Genomic DNA, 17,105 nt, shown 5'->3' with positions numbered 1-17,105 from the left:
GATCTGACCAATCACAAAAATGGCAGTGATATCAGCCAGATCGTGCGACACACCGGCCCAATTGGCGGATGGGCTCACGCCGACACCTCTACCGTGTGAGGCGTGAGCAGCAGCGGCCTCATCTACGCAGTCATCGTCGGAGCCTGGGCCGCCTATCTGGTGCCGATGTGGCTCCGCAGGCAGGACGAGCTGAACGAAGCGCGACCTACCGAACGCTTCAGCACCGCCATCCGGCTCCTGTCCGGAAGGGCGGGGATGGAGCGCCGGTATGCCAAGGAGCTACGCGCCCGCGGCGCCGACGAGGACTGGCGGGTGCCCGACGTGGACCCGGACGCCGAGACCGAGCAGATCGACTCGGTCGACGTCCGGGCCTTCGCCGCGCCCCCGTCCCACACGGAGGCGCGCCTGGAACTCCCGGAGGCCCTCGCCGCCCCCGCGGCGCGCAGGGCGGCCCCCGACGGCCACCCCCGGCCCGCCGTGTCGCGGGCGGCCGCCGAGCGCGCCCGCCGCTCCCGCGTCCTGGCCCGCCGCCGCCGTACGACGGTGCTCCTCTTCCTCGCGTTCACCGTGGGCGCGATCGTCGCGGCCGTGGGCGGCCTCGCCTTCCTGTGGGCGCCGGGCGTCCCGGCGGTCCTGCTCAGCGCGTACATCGTGTACCTGCGCCGCCAGGAGCGCCGCCGCTTCGTGTACGTGATGGACCGGCGCCGCGCGGAGGCCGCGGCCCAGCGCCTCCGCGAGAACCGCCCCCGCCGCGGCCGCCCGGTACCCGCGCTCCAGGACGAGGAGGCCCCGGCGCACCCGGAGCCGGCCACGCCGCCGGTGTCCCCGGCGGAGGCGGACCGCCGCGCCCTCGTCGAGCAGACCGACCACGCCGAGTGGGTCGACCAGCAGCGCGACCGCGGCCCGGCGCGCGGCGACAGCTGGGACCCCGTCCCGGTCCCGCTCCCCACCTACGTCACCGCCCCGGTCGCCCCGCGCGCCACGGGCGGGGTCGACGTGACCGACCCGGAGACGTGGAGCGCCGCCCGCTCCTCCCCGGCGGAACCCACCCCGCCCCCGCCCACCCGCAAGAACCCGAACCCCTCGGCCACGCCCCCGCGCCGCCCCCGCGACCACGGCCGCACCCCGCTGTTCGACCAGTACGCCGACGACGACCGCCCCCGCGCGGCCAACGAATGACCCCGTGACCCGCCTCCCGGCCCCGGCCGGGCAACGGATTTCCAAGCACCCCGATCGGGATGCTAATGTTTCACACGTCGCAAGGGCCTGTGGCGCAGACTGGTAGCGCACCTCGTTCGCATCGAGGGGGTCAGGGGTTCAAATCCCCTCAGGTCCACAGACATCAAAGCCCCCGCCGGGGAAACCGGGCGGGGGCTTTGCCTTGTCGTACGGCAGTGACGTACGGCAAGCACGTCGAGCCCTGCCGCCCTCGCTGTGCCGGCGCGCGCCCAAGGGGAGGGCGGGCCCCCGTGTCGTGACGCGGATCACCGGGAGGGGCGCCCTTGGTCACTCCCCGTGCGGGCCCCGCCCGGGGGCACGTCGAGGGGGCGGGGAGCCGGAGACGGCGGCGGCCGGGCCGCGGAACGGACGTCCCGCGGCCCGGCCGCCGCCGTCAGGCGTGGTGCCGGACCGGCTCGCGGGGGCTACGCCGCGGCCGCCCTGGTGAGCACCAGGGACGGCGGCCCGTCCGGATCGGCGTGGAACTCCACCGCCCGGCCGCTCGGATGGAGCTTCATGCCGCCGACCGTGCCGAGGTCGCCCTCGTCGACCGTCAGGTAGACGAAGCCGCCGGACCCGCTGCTCGCGACCCACTCCCACCGGCCGCCGAAGTCGACGGGATCGGTACCGCCGCCCCCCACGGCGTCCCCCGGCACGTCGGTGGCGGAGAACGTCCCGTCGGACGCGAGCACGAGCTCGCCGCCGGTCGCGTCGTCGCGGTACACCCCGGGCAGTTCGTCGGGGTCGACCGAGCCCAGGCCCGCACACCCCGACAGGAGCGCCGCGGAGGCGGTCAGGGCGGCGGCCAGCCACCGCCCGCCGGTCCTCTTGCGCGTCACGGTCCCAGCGTAACGTTGAACTCGATGACCTGGGTCTTCGGCGACATCGGCCCGGACTCGCCGACGACCTTGTCGACGAAGGAGCCGACGTTGTCGCTCCACCAGTCCGTGTACCCGATGACCGGGGGGTGGGTCGCGGACTCGATGTCCGACTCGTTGAACGCGGTGTACCGCCACACCACGGAGCCGTCCGCGTTCTTGCGGATGGGGGTCATCCTGACGTAGTGCGAGCCCAGGAACGTGTACGCCAGGTTCCCGGTGAGCCCGCCCGTGGCGAGCGTCCCGTAGTCGGTGAGGTACTTCCCGACACCGTCGAAGCCGCCGAGCTGGTAGTCGTACATGTAGGTGTGGCCCAGCTCGTAGTTCCCGGACTGGGTGCGGGCGGCGAAGAAGGCGATGGCCTCCTTCGTGTAGTCGTGTCCGCGGTAGATGCCGGTGAACTCGTCGTCCGGGCCGAAGCACTGCGACGCGGAGCCGCTCCCGGAGAGCCAGTCCCAGCCCAGTTCCCACGGGTTGGTGGCGTTGCCGGAGGCGATGGGGCGGCCGAACGGCGTCAGGCAGCTTTCGGCGCCTTCCGGGAGGCCGTTCTTGGCGGGGTCGATGGGAACGGTCGCGTTGTCCAGCGCGTTCTGGATCGCCTCGCGTATCGCGGCCTGGATGACGAGGGCCTTGGCCTCGAACGCGGCCCGGGTGGCGGCGTTGGCGTCCTTGCCCGCCTCGATCGACGCCTTCCGGGCAGCGGTCGCCGACACCGCGGCGTCCGCGGCGTAGGACGCGGCGACGGTGGCGGACCGCACGGCCCGCGTCGCCGCGTGCCGCGCCACGCTGCTCGCCTGGCGGGCCGCGGCGGCCGCCTGGCGGGCGGTCTCGGCGGACCGCGCGGCGGCGGCCGCGGACCCTTCGGCGGCCGCGGCGTTCTTGCGCGCTTCCTCGGCGGACAGCTTGGCGTCGTTGGCGTACCCCTGCGCGCGGTTGGCCCACTCGGTCGCCTCGGCGGCGGCGTTGCGTGCGCGGGCCGCCGCCTCGGAGGCGCGTGCCGCGTCCTCGAGGGCGTCCGAGGCGATCTTGGCCGCACGCGCGATCGCCGCGCGGATCGCGCTGATGTGCGTCGCGTGGTCGTGGTCGAGCCGCGCGAAGTCGTACTGCGTCGTCCCGACGAACTGGCGGAGCATGTGCGTGTCGCCCTCGAGCGCGATGCGGGCCGCCGCCTTGACGTAGGGGCCCCCGTTCGCCAGGAGGGTCGCGGCCGCGACCCGGTCGTCCTCGCGGACGGCCACGGCACGTTCGACGTGCAGGAAGGTGTGCAGGGCCTCGGCGGTTCCCGCGTCGAGCGCGGCCTGGGCCGCGTTTCGCACCGCCCTGCCGGTGGAGGCGTCGGCCAGGATCTTGAATATCTCGACCTGGTTGTCCTCCCGGGCCGCCGCGACCGCCCCGCTCTCCAGGAATCCCCTGATCCGGGCGGCGTCCTCGGTCTTCAGGGCCTCGTGGGCCGCCGTGGCCACGTTCTTCGTGGACACCGCGGAGATCGCCGCGACGTTCTCGGCGTTGTCCTGGTTCAGGGCGATGGCGCGGTCGGCCTCGATCCAGTGGACGACGTCCTCGTCCGAACCGGCCAGCGCGAACTCCGCGGCCTCCCGGGTCCAGGTGCCCGACCGGTCGATGAGCTGGACCGCCGCCCTGCGTCCGGCCGCCACGGCCTCGGCGACGTTCCCGCTCCGCAGCGCCGACTCCGCGGAGCCGAGGAGGCCGAGGACCTCCTCGGACAGGCGCGTCTCCTGCGTCCGCTGCCGGTTGGACCGTGCGAGGAGGTCCGTCTCCGCGACCGCTTCGAGCCGGGCCCGCTCGATCGCCTCCTCGGTCTCCTCGGCCAGCCTGGCGAGTTCGGCCGCACGGGCCGCCTGCTCGACCTCACGTGCCTTGGCGACGGCGTCGGCGGCCTTGTTCGCCGCCGCGATCGCGGCGTTGGCGGCGGCCGTCGACCGGTTGGCGAAGTCGACCGCCTGGCCGGCGTGGTCGGCCGCTTCCTCGGCGGCTGCGGCCGCCTTCTCGGCGTGGTCGGCGGCGCTGTTGGCGGCGTCCCGCGCCGTGGCGGCGGCGGCGGCCGACTGCCCGGCCAGGGACCGCGCCCTGCTCGCGGCCTGGGTCGCCCTGTTCGCGGCGACCTCGGCCTCCGCGGCGGCCCGCTGCGCGGCGGCGGACTCGGCCCTCGCGGCACCGGAGGCGACGGCCGCGTCGGCCGAGGCGCGGGCGGCGGCGGCCGCGTTGACCGCCGAACTGGCGGCAGCCGCGCCCGCCCGGTCGGCCGCCATGGCGGCCACCGCCGCGATGTCGGCCTTCAGGGCCACGGAACGGACGAAGCCGACCATCCTCCGGGCGACCTGCGCCGCCGTCCTGGCCGCGGACGCCATCGACGCGTCCTTGGAGGCGGCGATCGCGGCGTGGTACGCGCGTGCCGCGGCGCGTCCCGCCTCCGCGGCGGCCGCGGCGGCCGCCTGCGCGGCCGCCACCGCACGCTGCGAGGCGGCCTGCGCGGTCCGTGAGGCCGACACGGCGGTCGACGCGGCCGCGGCGGCGCCCCTGGCCGCCTCCGCGGCCTTGTTCGCCGCGTCGGCCGAGCGCTGGACGTCCCGCTCGGCGGCCTCGGCCTCGGCCTTGGCCTCCAACGCCGCCTTCTTCGCCTTCTCGGCGGCCTCGACCGCCTGGGCGGACAGCTCCACGGCCTCGTCGGTCTTCTGGCCGGCGAGGCGACCCTCCGCCTCGACGACCTTGACCAGCTGCTCGATCGTCGCCGTTTCCTCGTCACGCGCCCGGGCGATGTACTGGCCCGTCTTCAGGAACCAGCGGATCGCCCTCGGCGACCCGTCGTCCAGTGCCCGCTGCGCGTACTCACGCACCTGGGGTGACGCCGTCATGAGGAGGGAGAGCACCTGCACCCGTTCGTCCTCCTCGCGGGCGGTGAACTGCCCGCCGCTGAGGAAGGCGCGCAACGCGAAGTCCGAGTCGGTGTCCAGTGCCGTGGACGCCTTGCTCCTCACGGCACGGCCACCGTGGGTCATGACCGTGGTGACGGCCACCCTGAGGTCCTCGTGGACCGCGGTCCGGAAGCCGCCCTTCAGGAAGGACTCGATCGCCGCGTCCCCGCTGGACAGCGCGTTGTTGATCCCCGTGCGCGTCGCTTTGCCGGCCGTGCCCAGGGACTTGATGAGCGTGAACCTGTTGTCCTCGGCCCGGGCGAGGGGCAGCTTCCGGTCGAGGAACGCCGTCACGTCCGCCGCGCTGCCCGCCAGCGCCGCGGCCGCCGCGGTGCGGACGGCCCGGCCGCCCGACTTGTACGCCCAGACCACCTTGCCGCGGTCGGTGTCCGGAAGGCCCGTTCCCTCGGGCACCGCCGTGGAGCCCGCCTCGCCCGCCGCGTACGCGGGTCGGGCCCCGATGACGCAGGCGGGCAGCGCGCAACCGGCCCCCGCCGCGGTGAGGATGCCCATCATCTGGCGTCTGCTGAAGACCCGTTCTGAAGGCCGTGACATCACGGCTCCCTTCTGCTCCACTGATCTCGGCCAGGACGTGCTCCCGGCCGTCGACGAACTGTCGTGGTCGTGGGTCCGCACGCCGGTACACCGAGTCGAGTTCCGGGCCGGGGAGGTCCTCCCGGTGGAGTTCCGCGCCCTCACGGCCCGTGTCAGGGCACCGGTCGCGGTCGTGGTGCCCGGAAAAGCGCGCCGACGCCGCGTGGCTTCGTCGCGATCTTCGACGCGGCAAGTCGGCAGGGAAAGCCCTTCGCTGCCGCCCCCCGCGGATTCACCTCCCCCATCGAAGCCGGGGCCCGGCGGGTGCGTCCAATGCGGAAACCGGCAAGAACCGGGCAACCCCCGGGTGTTCGCCGTGATGTGCGCCACACGGGGGAAGGGTTGTGGTGATATCGGCAAAGGATCGGTTCCGTGGTGACCCGCACGACGGCCGGGGAGCTCGCGGGCCGATGACGGGCGGGGGCGACCGCCGGCGCTTCCGGGCGCGGGGCCGGGACGGACTTCCGCGGTGCCGGTGACGGTTCGTCCGGGCGCGGTCCGGTGGAGGCGGCCTCAGGAACTTTGCTGCGACGCTTCCTTGGCGGTACGTCGGAAGTCGGGCCGGGGGGCGGGGACGCCGTGGGGCGAGGCGACCGCCGCCCCCCCCGGGGGCCCGGGAAGGCGGAAGCCCCGCTCGGCTTGGTGCCGGGCGGGGCTTCCGGGTGTGGGTCTTCGGTCAGTGGAGCTGGGTGTAGGTGTTCCAGCCGGTGCCGAGGTTGGTGCGGGTGGTGAAGGGGTTGGCCGTGCCGGTGTGGGTGGTGATGTAGCGGTAGAGGGTGCCGCCGGAGGTGACGGCGAGGAGGTCGGCGCGGCCGTCGCCGGTGATGTCGCCGGGGGCGACCAGCTTGGCGTAGGTGTTCCAGCCGGTGCCGACCTTCACGCGGGCCTTGAAGGGGGCGGCGGCGTCGCCGCTGCCGGGGTAGAGGTACAGGGTGCCGCCGGGGGTGCGGGCCAGCAGGTCGGCGCGGCCGTCGCCGGTGATGTCACCCGCGCCGACCAGCGCGTTGTAGGCGTTCCAGCCGGAGCCGACGGTGGTGCGGCCGGCGAAGCCGTAGCCCTGGCCGTCGCCCCGGTAGAGGTACAGGGTGCCGCCCGACGTGCGGGCCAGCAGGTCGCCCTTGCCGTCACCGCTCAGGTCGCCGACGCCGGTGAGGGTGTTGAACGCGCCCCAGCCGCGGCCCAGCGGGTAGGGGCCGTCGGAGTACCGGTCGTAGTTGTACAGGTAGCCCTGGTAGACCTCCAGGAGGTCGGCGTGCCCGTTGTTGTCCAGGGAGCTGGGGAAGTGCACCCGGGCACCGGCCCAGCCGCCGACGTCGCTGATCTGGTAGCGGGCGGTGAGGGTGCCGTTGTTGCGCGAGGAGTACGTGAACAGCGTGCCGTTCTTGTCCAGGCCCAGGATCTCGGACTTGCCGGTCTGCGGGTTGCCGCCGAAGTTGGCGAGGAGGTTCGCGTTGTTCCAGCTGGCGTCGGACCACAGGACGCGGGTGGTGGGGCGGCCCGCGTCGTCCGTGACGTAGTAGTACATGGCGCCGCCCGTGGTACGGGCGAGCAGCTCGGGGTGGCCGTCGTCGGTCGGGTCGGTGGAGCTGTCGTCGGCGATCGACAGCTGGTTGTAGACGTTCCAGCCGGTGCCGACCTTGACGCGGGCCTTGAACGGGGTGAGGGGGGTGCCGGTGCCCGCGTAGAAGAACAGGTCGCCGTTCGGGGTGCGGGCGTACAGGTCGCCCAGGCCGTCGCCGTTGGCGTCGTTCACGCCGACCAGCTGGTCGTAGATGTGCCAGCCCGATCCGACCTTCAGGCGGGTCTGGAGCGGGGCGCTGCCGGCGCCGGTGCCGCGGTACAGGAACAGCTCGCCCTCGGGCGTGCGGGCCAGCACGTCGACCTTGCCGTCGCCGCTGACGTCACCGAGTGACAGGGCCTTGTTGTAGATGTTCCAGCCGACGCCGGACCAGTACGGGCTGGAGGTGCCGGTGCCGCCGTCGTACGTCTCGCGGAACGACAGGGTGCCGTACGGGGACAGGGTCAGCACGTCGGCCGTGCCGTTGCCGGTGAAGTCGCCGACCGGGATGACGTCCTTGAACTTCTCGCCCGGGTCGCCGTACAGGCCGAACTCGGTGGTGTTGCCCGAGTCCTCGGAGCGCATCAGGTAGAACGCGTCGTCGAGGCCGCGGTAGAGCAGGTCGCTGGTGCCGTCGCCGGTGAAGTCGTGGCGGGACGGCACCGTGGCGGCCTTGGTCGTCCCCGTGGACATGCGGTGCTTCTTCGGCAGCTGGCCCTCGGGCAGCTCGATGCCGGGCGTGGCGCGCTCGACCGGCGCGCGGCCCGGGGCCGGGGCGCCGCCGTGGTCGTCGGCGACGGCCGTGCCGGACAGCAGCAGGCCGGAGGCGAGGACGAGCGCGGTGCACGAAGCGAGTCTGCGGGCGCGCGCGTGCGCGCGGCCCGTACGGTGGAACGCCATGCGGAACCCCCCCTGGGGTGAGTGATCAAGAGGCCGCGAGCGCGGCGGGCGGCGCACCCGGAAGGGGCGCACGCGCGGCTCGGCGGCGGATGGAGCCTACAGCCGGATCCCGAACGCCTGTAGGGATTTGTTGATACGTGGTCACCGTCCGCGCGAGGCATGGCGCGTTTCCCACCCCCCACCCACCCCGCCCGGCCCCGGCGAGGTGGCGCGGTGCGGGGCGAGGCGGCGCGGCGCGGTGGCCCGGCGTTCCCCAGGTCGCGTGCGCCGGGAGGGCTCGTCGCGGAGGGGGCCACGGGCAGGACCACGGGCGGGACCGCGAAGGTGCCGGCCGGGTGCGCGGAGGCGCGGCGACCCGCGCAGGTGGGCGGCCCCCTGCCGCGCGGCAGGGGGAAATCCCACGTTTCACCACTTCCACTCTTCCCGTGGCGGACACGTTTTGATTACGGGATCTCCACACGGCCCGACGATGTCTGTGTATATCGCATCTGTCCTCTTGCCCCCTCTCAGTAGGTTCGCAGTGATCAGTAGTGATCACTACTGACGGGGAGTGACCGAACGTCATTCCTCCTTGTCCATGAGGAGACAGAGGCGCATGAGAGAGTGGGATCCCGCTCCACGCGGGCGGTACCACGTGTTATCCGCGGCACGGCTGAGGTACGCAGCCCTCGCCGCCGCGGTGGTGATGTCGGTGTCGGCGGTCGACGCGGGGGTGGCCGTCGCCACGGCACCCAGGGCGGCCTCCGGCACGGCGCAGGCGGCCAAGCCGCTCGGACCCGCCGAGGCGGCCGACGCGCCGACCGCGATGCTGCTGGCACGGCTCCAGCAGCGCCGCATCGAGATCACCGGTGAGCGCACCGAGTCGACGACCACCTGGGCCGGCCCCGACGGCACGACCACGGTGGAGGCGTTCACCGGGGCCGTCCGGGTCAAGGACGCCCAAGGCGTGTGGCGGCCCGTCGACATGACGCTCGTCGACGCCGGCGAGGGCGTCCGGCCCCGCAGGGCCGCCGCCGACGTGACCCTGTCCGACGGCGGCACGGGGGAGCCCCTGGCGCGGGTCGGCCGGGGCGGGCAGGCGCTGGGCGTCGGCTGGGAGGGCAAGCTGCCCGCGCCGAGGCTGGACGGCCCCACCGCGACGTACCCGAACGCCGTCGAGGGCGGCGACCTCGTCGTCACCGCGCTGCGCGAGGGCTTCCAGCACAACGTCGTCCTGCGGGAGCGGCCGACCGGGCCCGTGGAGTACCGGCTGCCCGTCGCGGCCACCGGGCTGAGCCTGAAGGAGGCCGGCGACAAGCGGCTCCTGTGGCACGACGCCAAGGGCCGCACCAAGGCCGCCGCGCCCGCCCCCGTCATGTGGGACTCCTCCCGCGACAAGGCGTCGGGCGAGCCCGAGCGGATCGCCGGCGTCGAGGTGGAGGTCGAGCGGGACGCGGACGGCAAGGGCCAGGTGCTGGTGCTCAGGCCGAGCGCCGCGTTCCTCGCCGACCCGTCGGTGACGTACCCCGTCACGATCGACCCGACGGACTCCCTGATGGGGCCGGTCACCGACACCTGGATCCAGTACGACGACTACCTGACCACGCAGCGCGGCTCGACCGAGCTGAAGACCGGTACGTACGACGGCTCCGAGAAGGCCCGCTCCTTCCTGAAGTTCAACGTCGCCAAGTACGCCGGCAAGCAGGTCCTCGACGCCAAGCTGCGGCTGTACTCGTTCTACTCCTCCACCTGCGACACGGACAACGCGGGCGTCGAGGTGCGGCGGATCACCGAGAGCTGGGACTCCGCGGCGATCGGCTGGGCCGACCAGCCGGCCACCACCACCAGCGGCGCCGTCGTCGTGAAGGACGCCAAGGGCTACTCGGCGGCCTGCCCCGCCGGGTACAGCACGTGGGACATCGACGCCATCGCCCAGGCGTGGGCGGGCGGCCAGCCCAACCACGGGGTGCGGCTGGCCGGCGCGGGCGGCGAGACCGACCCGCTGACCTGGCGCCGCTACCGCTCCGCCAACCACGTCGACGGCTCGCACGACGCGACGCACGAGCCGTCGCTCACCGTGCAGTACAACTCCACGCCGGGCACCGTCACCCCGCTGTCCCCGCTGACGGGCACGGCGACCCGCGACACGACGCCGACCCTGTCGGGCAAGGCGACGGACGCCGACGGCAACATGGTCCAGCTGGCCTTCGAGGTCTGGAAGTCCGACGGCACGGCCGCGCTCCAGTCCGGCACGGCCGCCAAGGTCAACTCCGGGGCGACCGCGTCCTGGACGGCCGGCACGGCCCTCGCGCAGGGCGCCTACAAGTGGCGCGCCCGCGCCTCGGACGGCACCGCGACGGGCTCCTGGTCGGCGTGGCAGACCTTCACGGTCGACACGACCAAGCCGGCCGCCACCGCCGTCTCCTCCGCCGACTTCCCGGCGGGGCAGTGGTCCGGCACCGCGGACGGGAACGGCGACTTCACCGGCGCGTTCACCTTCACGCCGCCCGCCACCGACACCAAGAGCGTCCAGTACCAGCTCGACGGCGGGACCTGGACGACCGTGTCGACCACCGGCGCGGCCGTCACCCGGAGCCTCACGTTCAAGGCGGGCGAGCACACGCTGACCGCGCGCACCCGCGACGCGGCCGGCAACCTCTCCGCGAACACCGTGTACGCGTTCTCCGCGGGCAAGGGCGCCGCGATCACCTCCCCGGCGGACGGCGACCGGCCGGCCCGCCGTGTGGTGCTGACGTCCGAGGGCCGCGGCACGTACACCGGGGTGCGCTACCAGTACCGCCACGGCGAGGCCGACGCCTGGAAGGACGTCCCCGTCGCCGACGTGCGGCGCAGCGCCGACGGCAGCGCCGTCACCGCCTGGCCGTTCGCGGTCACCGGCGGCAAGCCGGCGTCGCTGTACTGGAACGTCACCAGCACGCTGCCCAACGACGGCCCGGTCGAGATCCGCGCCGTCTTCACGGCCGGCACGACCACCGACGCCTCCCCGGAGGTCGAGGTCACCGTCGACCGCAACGCGGGCGAGGCCCCGACCGCGCAGGTCGGCCCCGGCTCGCTGAACCTCCTCACCGGCGACTTCAAGATCGGCGCCAAGGACGTCGAGGCCTTCGAGGTGTCCGTCAACCGGACGTTCTCCTCGCGCGCCAACCCCTCCGACACCGAGGGCCAGGCGGCCGTCTTCGGACCCGGCTGGGTCTCCTCCGTCAGCGCCCAGACCTCCGGCAGCGGCTACACGCAGCTGCGCAGGACCTCCGCGACGTCCGTGGAGATCCTGGACGCGGACGGCGACTCCACCGCGTTCACGGCCACCGCGAACGGCGGCTGGGAACCGGAGACGGGTGCCGGGACGCTCACCCTGACCGGGTCGCTGACCGGCGACGCGTTCACCCTGAAGGACACCGACGCGACGGTCTCCGTCTTCCGCAAGGTCGGTGCCGGCGCCACCACGTGGACGCTGGCCACCTCGGCGGCGGCCGTGGAGGACTCCACGGTCACCGTGGTCTCCGAGACGGTCGTCCAGGGCGGCCAGACCGTCGCCCGCCCGAAGTACCTGATATCCCCGTCCGAGTCCGTGGCGGCCGCCACCTGCCAGGCGGCGCCGTCCACGCGCGGCTGCCGGGTCCTGGAGTTCGTGTACGCGACGGCCACCACCGCCACCGGCTGGTCCACCGCCGCCGACTTCGGCGACTTCGCCGGCCAGGTCAAGGCGATCAAGCTGTGGGCCGCCGACCCGGGTGCCGCCGCGACCCGCGACGAGACCCTCGCGTCGTACCGCTACGACGCGTACGGCCGCCTGCGCCAGCAGTGGAACCCGCACTACTCGCAGGGCACGCAGGTCCAGTACTCGTACGACGCGGCCGGCCGGGTCTTCTGGATGATGGCCGGCCCCGAGCAGGCGTGGAACTTCCACTACGGCAAGGCCGGTTCGTCGCTGACCTCCGGTGACGGCATGCTCCTGAAGGTGACCCGCCCGACCCTGAAGCAGGGCACGGTGGACACCGTGGAGTCCACCGCCACCACCACCGTCGTCTACGACGTGCCGCTGACCGGCACCAAGGCGCCGTACCAGATGGGCGCCGCGGAGGTCGGGGCGTGGGCGCAGGACGAGGTGCCGACCGACGCGACGGCGGTGTTCCCCGCCGACTCCGTCCCGGCCTCCTCCACCGGCGCCGACCTGACGGCCACCGGCTACGGCCGGGCCGCCGTCACGTACGTCGACGCCAACGGCCGCGAGACCAACACCGCCCGGCCCGGCGGTGACCTGGACGTGACCGAGTTCGACCGGTACGGCAACACGGTCGGCCAGCTCAGCGCCGCCAACCGCGCGCTCGCCATGGGCACGGCCCCCGACGCCGCGGCCCGGCTCGACGCACTGGACCTGGCGGGCCTCACCACGGCCGAGCGCGCCGAGCGGCTGTCGTCGGCCACGGTGTACTCCGAGGACGGCCAGCGGGTCACCGACACGTACGGCCCGCTGCACCAGGTCACCCTCACCGGTCCGCTGGCCGCGTCCGGGGGCAACCCGGCGCTCGCCGCGGGCACGTCCGTCCCGGCCCGCCAGCACACGGCGTACCGGTACGACGAGGGGCGGCCCGCCGACGCGGCCGTCTCCGGGATGTCCACCTCCACGTCCACGGGCGCGGCGGTCGAGGGCTACGCCCAGGACGCCGACGTCAAGCGGACCGCCACCACCTACAACTGGGCGACCGGCGAGGAACTGGTCACCAGGGACGACCAGGGCACGCAGCTCAGCGCGACCCGGTCCGCCTTCCGCGCGGACGGCAAGCTGGCCTCCACCAGCCTGCCGATGTCCAACGGCGCCGACGCGGGCACCCTGACGTACACGTACTGGACCGCGGCGGGCACCGGCGAGTGCGCCGGCCGTCCCGAGTGGGCGGGGCTGCTGTGCAAGACGGCCCCGGCGGGCGCGGTCACCGGCGGCGGCGACAACCCGGCGCAGCTGGTCACCAGCCGGCACGAGTACAACCGGTGGGGCGGCGTCACCAAGACGACCGAGACCGCCAACGGCGTCACCCGCGTCCTGACCGTCACCTACGACGACGCGGCCCGCCGGACCAAGAGCGAGCTCACCGGCGGCACCGGCACGGCGACGGCGGCGACGACGTACACGTTCGACCCGAACACCGCCAGGCTCCTGACCCAGTCGTCCGGCGGGAAGACGGTCACCTACGCGTACGACTCGCTGGGCCGGCAGATCTCCTACCAGGACGGCTCCGGCAACACGACGAAGACCGAGTACGACCTGCTCGACCGTCCGGTGAAGACCTCGGACTCCACGGGCGCGAGCACCGTCTACGGCTACGACGCCCAAGGCGACCTGGGCACCGTCACCGACTCGGTGGCGGGCGCGTTCACCGCCGACTACGGCGCCGGCGGCACGCTCGTGTCGCAGTCGCTGCCCGGCGGCCACACGCTGAGGGTGACCACCGACCCGCTGGGCCGGTCCACCGCGCGCGTCTACACCGACGCCGAGGGCGCCACGGTGCTCGCGGACGTGGCGGAGTACGACATCACGGGCCGCCTGGTGGGCCACACCCAGACGGACGGCACCACCGTGTCGACCGACTACGGGTACGACGCGATCGGCCGGCTCTCCCGGGCCGCCGACAGCGCCGTGGAGGGCTGCGCGGTCCGCGCCTACGCCTTCGACGGCAACCGCAACCGCAAGACCCGCACCGTCACCCGCGACGACTGCGACCCGGCCACGCAGGACGCGGTCGTCGACCAGACGGCGTACGCGTACGACTCGGCGGACCGGCTCACCGGCCGCGCCTACGACGCCTTCGGCCGGACCACGGCCAAGGACGGCGTTCAGTACGGGTACTACGCCGGTGACGGGCTCCGCACGGAGACCGTCGGCGACCGGCGCCGCACCTGGGACCTGGACGCCGCCGGCCGCCCGGCCGTGGCGACCACGGAGACCCGCGGCGCCGACGGCGCGTGGACGGTGGCCGGCACGGTCACCCAGCACTACGGCGACGAGTCGACCAGCCCCGACTGGGAGGCGCGCGGCGACGGCACGGTGACGCGGTTCGTCAACGACGCGGTGGGCTCGCTCACCGCGACGACGACGGGCACCGGCGTGGTGCTGCAGCTGACCAACCTGGCCGGTGACGTCGCGGTGCGGCTGGACCTGGCCGACCCGTCCGCGTCGGCCGTGCAGCGGTACGACGAGTTCGGCGCGCCGGCCGAGGGCACCGGGGCGACCCGGTACGGCTGGCAGGGCGGCTCGCAGGTCTCCAGCGACACGCTCAGCGGCGTCGTGCTGACCAACGCGCGCGCCTACGAGCCGGGCACCGGCCGGTTCCTGCAGGTCGACCCGCAGTACGACGGCGGCGCCAACGCGTACGTGTACTGCGGCGGCGATCCGGTCGGCTGCCGCGACCTCAGCGGCGAGGCGAGCTACTACCGGTACTACGACCTGGGCAGGACGGGCGCGTCCGCCACGAAGGTCTTCTCCTACTGGAAGAAGCACTTCAAGGCGATCTTCCCGATCCCGGGCCGGCCCAACAAGATCACGCACGAGGGGCAGAAGTTCACGCTGCACCCGAAGGTGTACGGCATCCGGATGGACTTCCCGGTGAAGGTCAACAGCATCGGCAAGAGCTACCTCCAGCTCGGGGCCCGGCGAGGGCACCCGGACTGGCCGGGCGGCTGGATCGGCTTCGACCTGTACAAGAAGAAGGGCCGGATGAAGCTGGAGGTCCGCGGCAAGCTCGGCGGCGCGGCGGCGATCTTCTGCGGCCGCTCCTGCAGCGAGGCGAAGGCGAAGCCGTACTGGGACAAGCTCGGCAAGAACCTCCGCAAGGTGGTCCGGGACAAGTTCTGAGACGTGCCGTGACCGGTCGTCCCCCCTCGGGGACCGGCCCCTGAGTTGAACATGTTCAATAATGGGGCCCGGCGGGCCCGCGATCCCTTCACGGGGGCGCGGGCCCGCCGTGTGTCCGGACCCTCCCACCGGCCCTCCACGGAGACGGAAGAACCCTGATGGCACAGACGGACAGCGCACGCCGCCGGGGGAAGGCCCCCCTCGTGGCCGCCGGCTACGTCGGCGTGGTCGCCGCGCTCGCGCTCGCCCACGGCGCCGCCGGGGCCCCCGAGGGATGGAGCGCGCTCCTGAGCCTGGTGACCTTCCCCGGCTCCGTCCTGGTCGCCCTCGCCGCCTTCTACCTGCTGCCCGCGCTCGTCGGCGGCGGGGTGGACCTCTCGGACGAGACCGTGGGGCCCTTGGACTTCCTGCCGCAGTACGCGGGCGGCGCGCTGGTGAACGTCCTGCTGGCGTGGGGGGTCTGCGCCTTCGTGCGGCACTTCGTCCGCGAGGCCCGCCGCAGCCGCAACGGCCACTGACGGCTAGGGGTCGACCGGCAGGCCCGTCGGCTCCTTCACCCGCTTCATGATGATCTGGGAGTTGACCTCCGTGACCCCCGTCAGGGCGGTCAGCTTCTCGATCCACAGCCGTTCGTACGCGCGCAGGTCCGCCACCGCGATCCGCAGCAGGCACCCGGGGCTGCCGAACAACCGGTACGCCTCGACGACGTCCGGGATGTCCTGGAGCGCCGCCTCGAACGCCTCCACCACCTCGCGGTCCCGCTTCACCTCGATGGAGACCAGCACCTCGAAGCCCCGGTCCACCGCCTCCGGGTCGATCACCGCCCGGTAGCCCTGGATCACGCCGTCCTGCTCCAGCTGGCGCACCCGGCGCATGCAGGGGGAGGGGGTCAGGCCGACCCGCGCGGCCAGCTCCTGGTTGCTCAGCCGGCCGTCCGCCTGGAGCTCGCGCAAGATAGCGCGGTCGATCGCGTCCATGACGCAATCATCCACCAACGAACCGGGCCCGGACGGAGAAATACGCGATCTGGTTGCGCACTGACTCCCCTATCATTGCTCTTTCGAACGCTTTGTCGCTTTGCGCGAGGAGAGGTCAGGGCAGCGTGGGACGGATCGTCGTGGTCAGCACCGGCGGGACGATAGCGAGCCGCTGGCAGGGTTCCGGGTTCGCCGCCGAGGCGCACGGACGCGAGGTCATGGCGACCGCCGCCGTGCCCGAGGGCGTCACCGTCGAGGTCGTCGACCTGTTCAGCGTCAACAGCCCCCGCCTCACCACCACCCACCAGCTCGCCCTGCTGCGCGCGGTGCACGAGGTCCTCGCCGACCCGGGCGTCGACGGCGTCGTCGTCACCCACGGCACCGACACGCTGGAGGAGTCGGCGTTCCTCCTCGACCTCCACCACGACGACCCGCGCCCCGTCGTGTTCACCGGCGCCCAGCTCCCCCTCGACTCCGAGGACGGCGACGGGCCGCGCAACCTCCACGACGCGCTGCTCACCGCCGCGCGCTGCCGCGGACTGGGCGTCCTGATCGCCTTCGACGGCAAGGTCCACGCCGCACGCGGCACGGTCAAGACCCACACCCTCGACGCCGACGCCTTCGCGGACCCCTCCGGCATGCGCCTCGGCAACATCGGCTTCGGCAAGGTCTCCGTCCTGCGCCGCCCCGAGCGGCCCGCCGCGCTGCCCCTGCCCGCCGCGCCCGGCACGCCGCCGCGCGTCGACATGGTGATGCACCACGCCGACGGCGACCCGCTGCTGCTGAACGCCGCCGTCGACGCCGGCGCGCAGGGCCTCGTCCTGGTCGCCACCGGCGCCGGCAACGCCACGCCCGAGATCGTCTCCGCCGTCGCCGAGGCCACCGCGCGGGGCGTCCTCGTCGCCCTCACCACGCGGGTGCCCGCCGGGCCCGTCTCCCAGATCTACACCCACGGCGGCGCCGTCGACCTCGTCGCGGCGGGCGCCGTCCCCACCGGGACGCTGCGCGCCGGGCAGGCCCGCATCGCCGTCCTCGCCGCCCTCCTCGCGACCCCCGACGCCGCCGAGCGCGTACGGCTCCTGCGGCACGTCCTCGGCGACGCCGTACCGGCCGCGGACCTCGCCCGGGCCTGACCCCCGGCCCGGCCCCGCCGGGCGGCGGCCGGAGGGCCGGTGGCGCGGGCGTGGCCCGCCCCCCCGG

8 protein-coding genes and 1 tRNA gene are annotated in these 17,105 nt (G+C 73.8%); 5 read left to right on the top strand and 4 right to left on the bottom strand.

Annotated features, from left to right (window positions below; all coding sequences use genetic code 11):
* Positions 1–102 precede the first annotated feature (102 nt).
* Both sepX and IE106_RS11200 read left to right on the top strand, forming a co-directional pair.
* Positions 103–1,179 (top strand): divisome protein SepX/GlpR, encoded by a 1,077-nt coding sequence (gene sepX, locus IE106_RS11205; RefSeq protein ID WP_189532563.1) that lies wholly within the window; start codon positions 103–105, stop codon positions 1,177–1,179.
* An 83-nt stretch (positions 1,180–1,262) separates the two neighbouring features.
* Positions 1,263–1,336: transfer RNA gene (locus IE106_RS11200), tRNA-Ala, on the top strand.
* 307 nt (positions 1,337–1,643) lie between these two features.
* Here IE106_RS11200 and IE106_RS11195 read toward each other — a convergent pair.
* The 3 genes from IE106_RS11195 to IE106_RS11185 all read right to left on the bottom strand — a co-directional run bounded on the left by IE106_RS11195 (position 1,644) and on the right by IE106_RS11185 (position 8,081).
* Complete coding sequence (locus IE106_RS11195; protein ID WP_189532561.1) at positions 1,644–2,057, bottom strand: hypothetical protein; 414 nt, start codon at positions 2,055–2,057, stop codon at positions 1,644–1,646.
* Entirely contained in the window at positions 2,054–5,584 is a 3,531-nt protein-coding gene (locus tag IE106_RS11190; RefSeq protein ID WP_229840279.1) for an ALF repeat-containing protein, read from the bottom strand. Before IE106_RS11190 ends, IE106_RS11195 begins: the two co-directional genes overlap by 4 nt.
* 715 nt (positions 5,585–6,299) lie before the next feature.
* Entirely contained in the window at positions 6,300–8,081 is a 1,782-nt protein-coding gene (locus IE106_RS11185) for an FG-GAP repeat domain-containing protein (RefSeq protein WP_189532559.1), read from the bottom strand.
* A gap of 634 nt (positions 8,082–8,715) precedes the next feature.
* Here IE106_RS11185 and IE106_RS11180 point away from each other — a divergent pair.
* Both IE106_RS11180 and IE106_RS11175 read left to right on the top strand, forming a co-directional pair.
* Positions 8,716–14,928: a DNRLRE domain-containing protein gene (locus tag IE106_RS11180; RefSeq protein ID WP_229840277.1), complete on the top strand. Its 6,213-nt coding sequence runs from the start codon at positions 8,716–8,718 to the stop codon at positions 14,926–14,928.
* A gap of 158 nt (positions 14,929–15,086) precedes the next feature.
* Entirely contained in the window at positions 15,087–15,446 is a 360-nt protein-coding gene (locus tag IE106_RS11175; protein ID WP_189532558.1) for a hypothetical protein, read from the top strand.
* A 3-nt stretch (positions 15,447–15,449) separates the two neighbouring features.
* Here the strand turns inward: IE106_RS11175 and IE106_RS11170 are convergent, their stop codons facing one another.
* Positions 15,450–15,905, bottom strand: a complete 456-nt coding sequence (locus IE106_RS11170) for an Lrp/AsnC family transcriptional regulator (RefSeq protein WP_189532556.1) — start codon at positions 15,903–15,905, stop codon at positions 15,450–15,452.
* Positions 15,906–16,030: 125 nt separating this feature from the next.
* Here IE106_RS11170 and IE106_RS11165 point away from each other — a divergent pair, with 125 nt between their 5' ends.
* On the top strand, positions 16,031–17,038 hold the full coding sequence (locus tag IE106_RS11165; RefSeq protein WP_189532554.1) for an asparaginase: 1,008 nt from the start codon (positions 16,031–16,033) through the stop codon (positions 17,036–17,038).
* Positions 17,039–17,105: the final 67 nt, after the last annotated feature.

This window comes from Streptomyces roseolilacinus (assembly GCF_014649335.1).
In the GTDB taxonomy this organism is placed as follows: domain Bacteria; phylum Actinomycetota; class Actinomycetes; order Streptomycetales; family Streptomycetaceae; genus Streptomyces; species Streptomyces roseolilacinus.
This window is presented reverse-complemented; position numbering and strand designations above follow the sequence as displayed.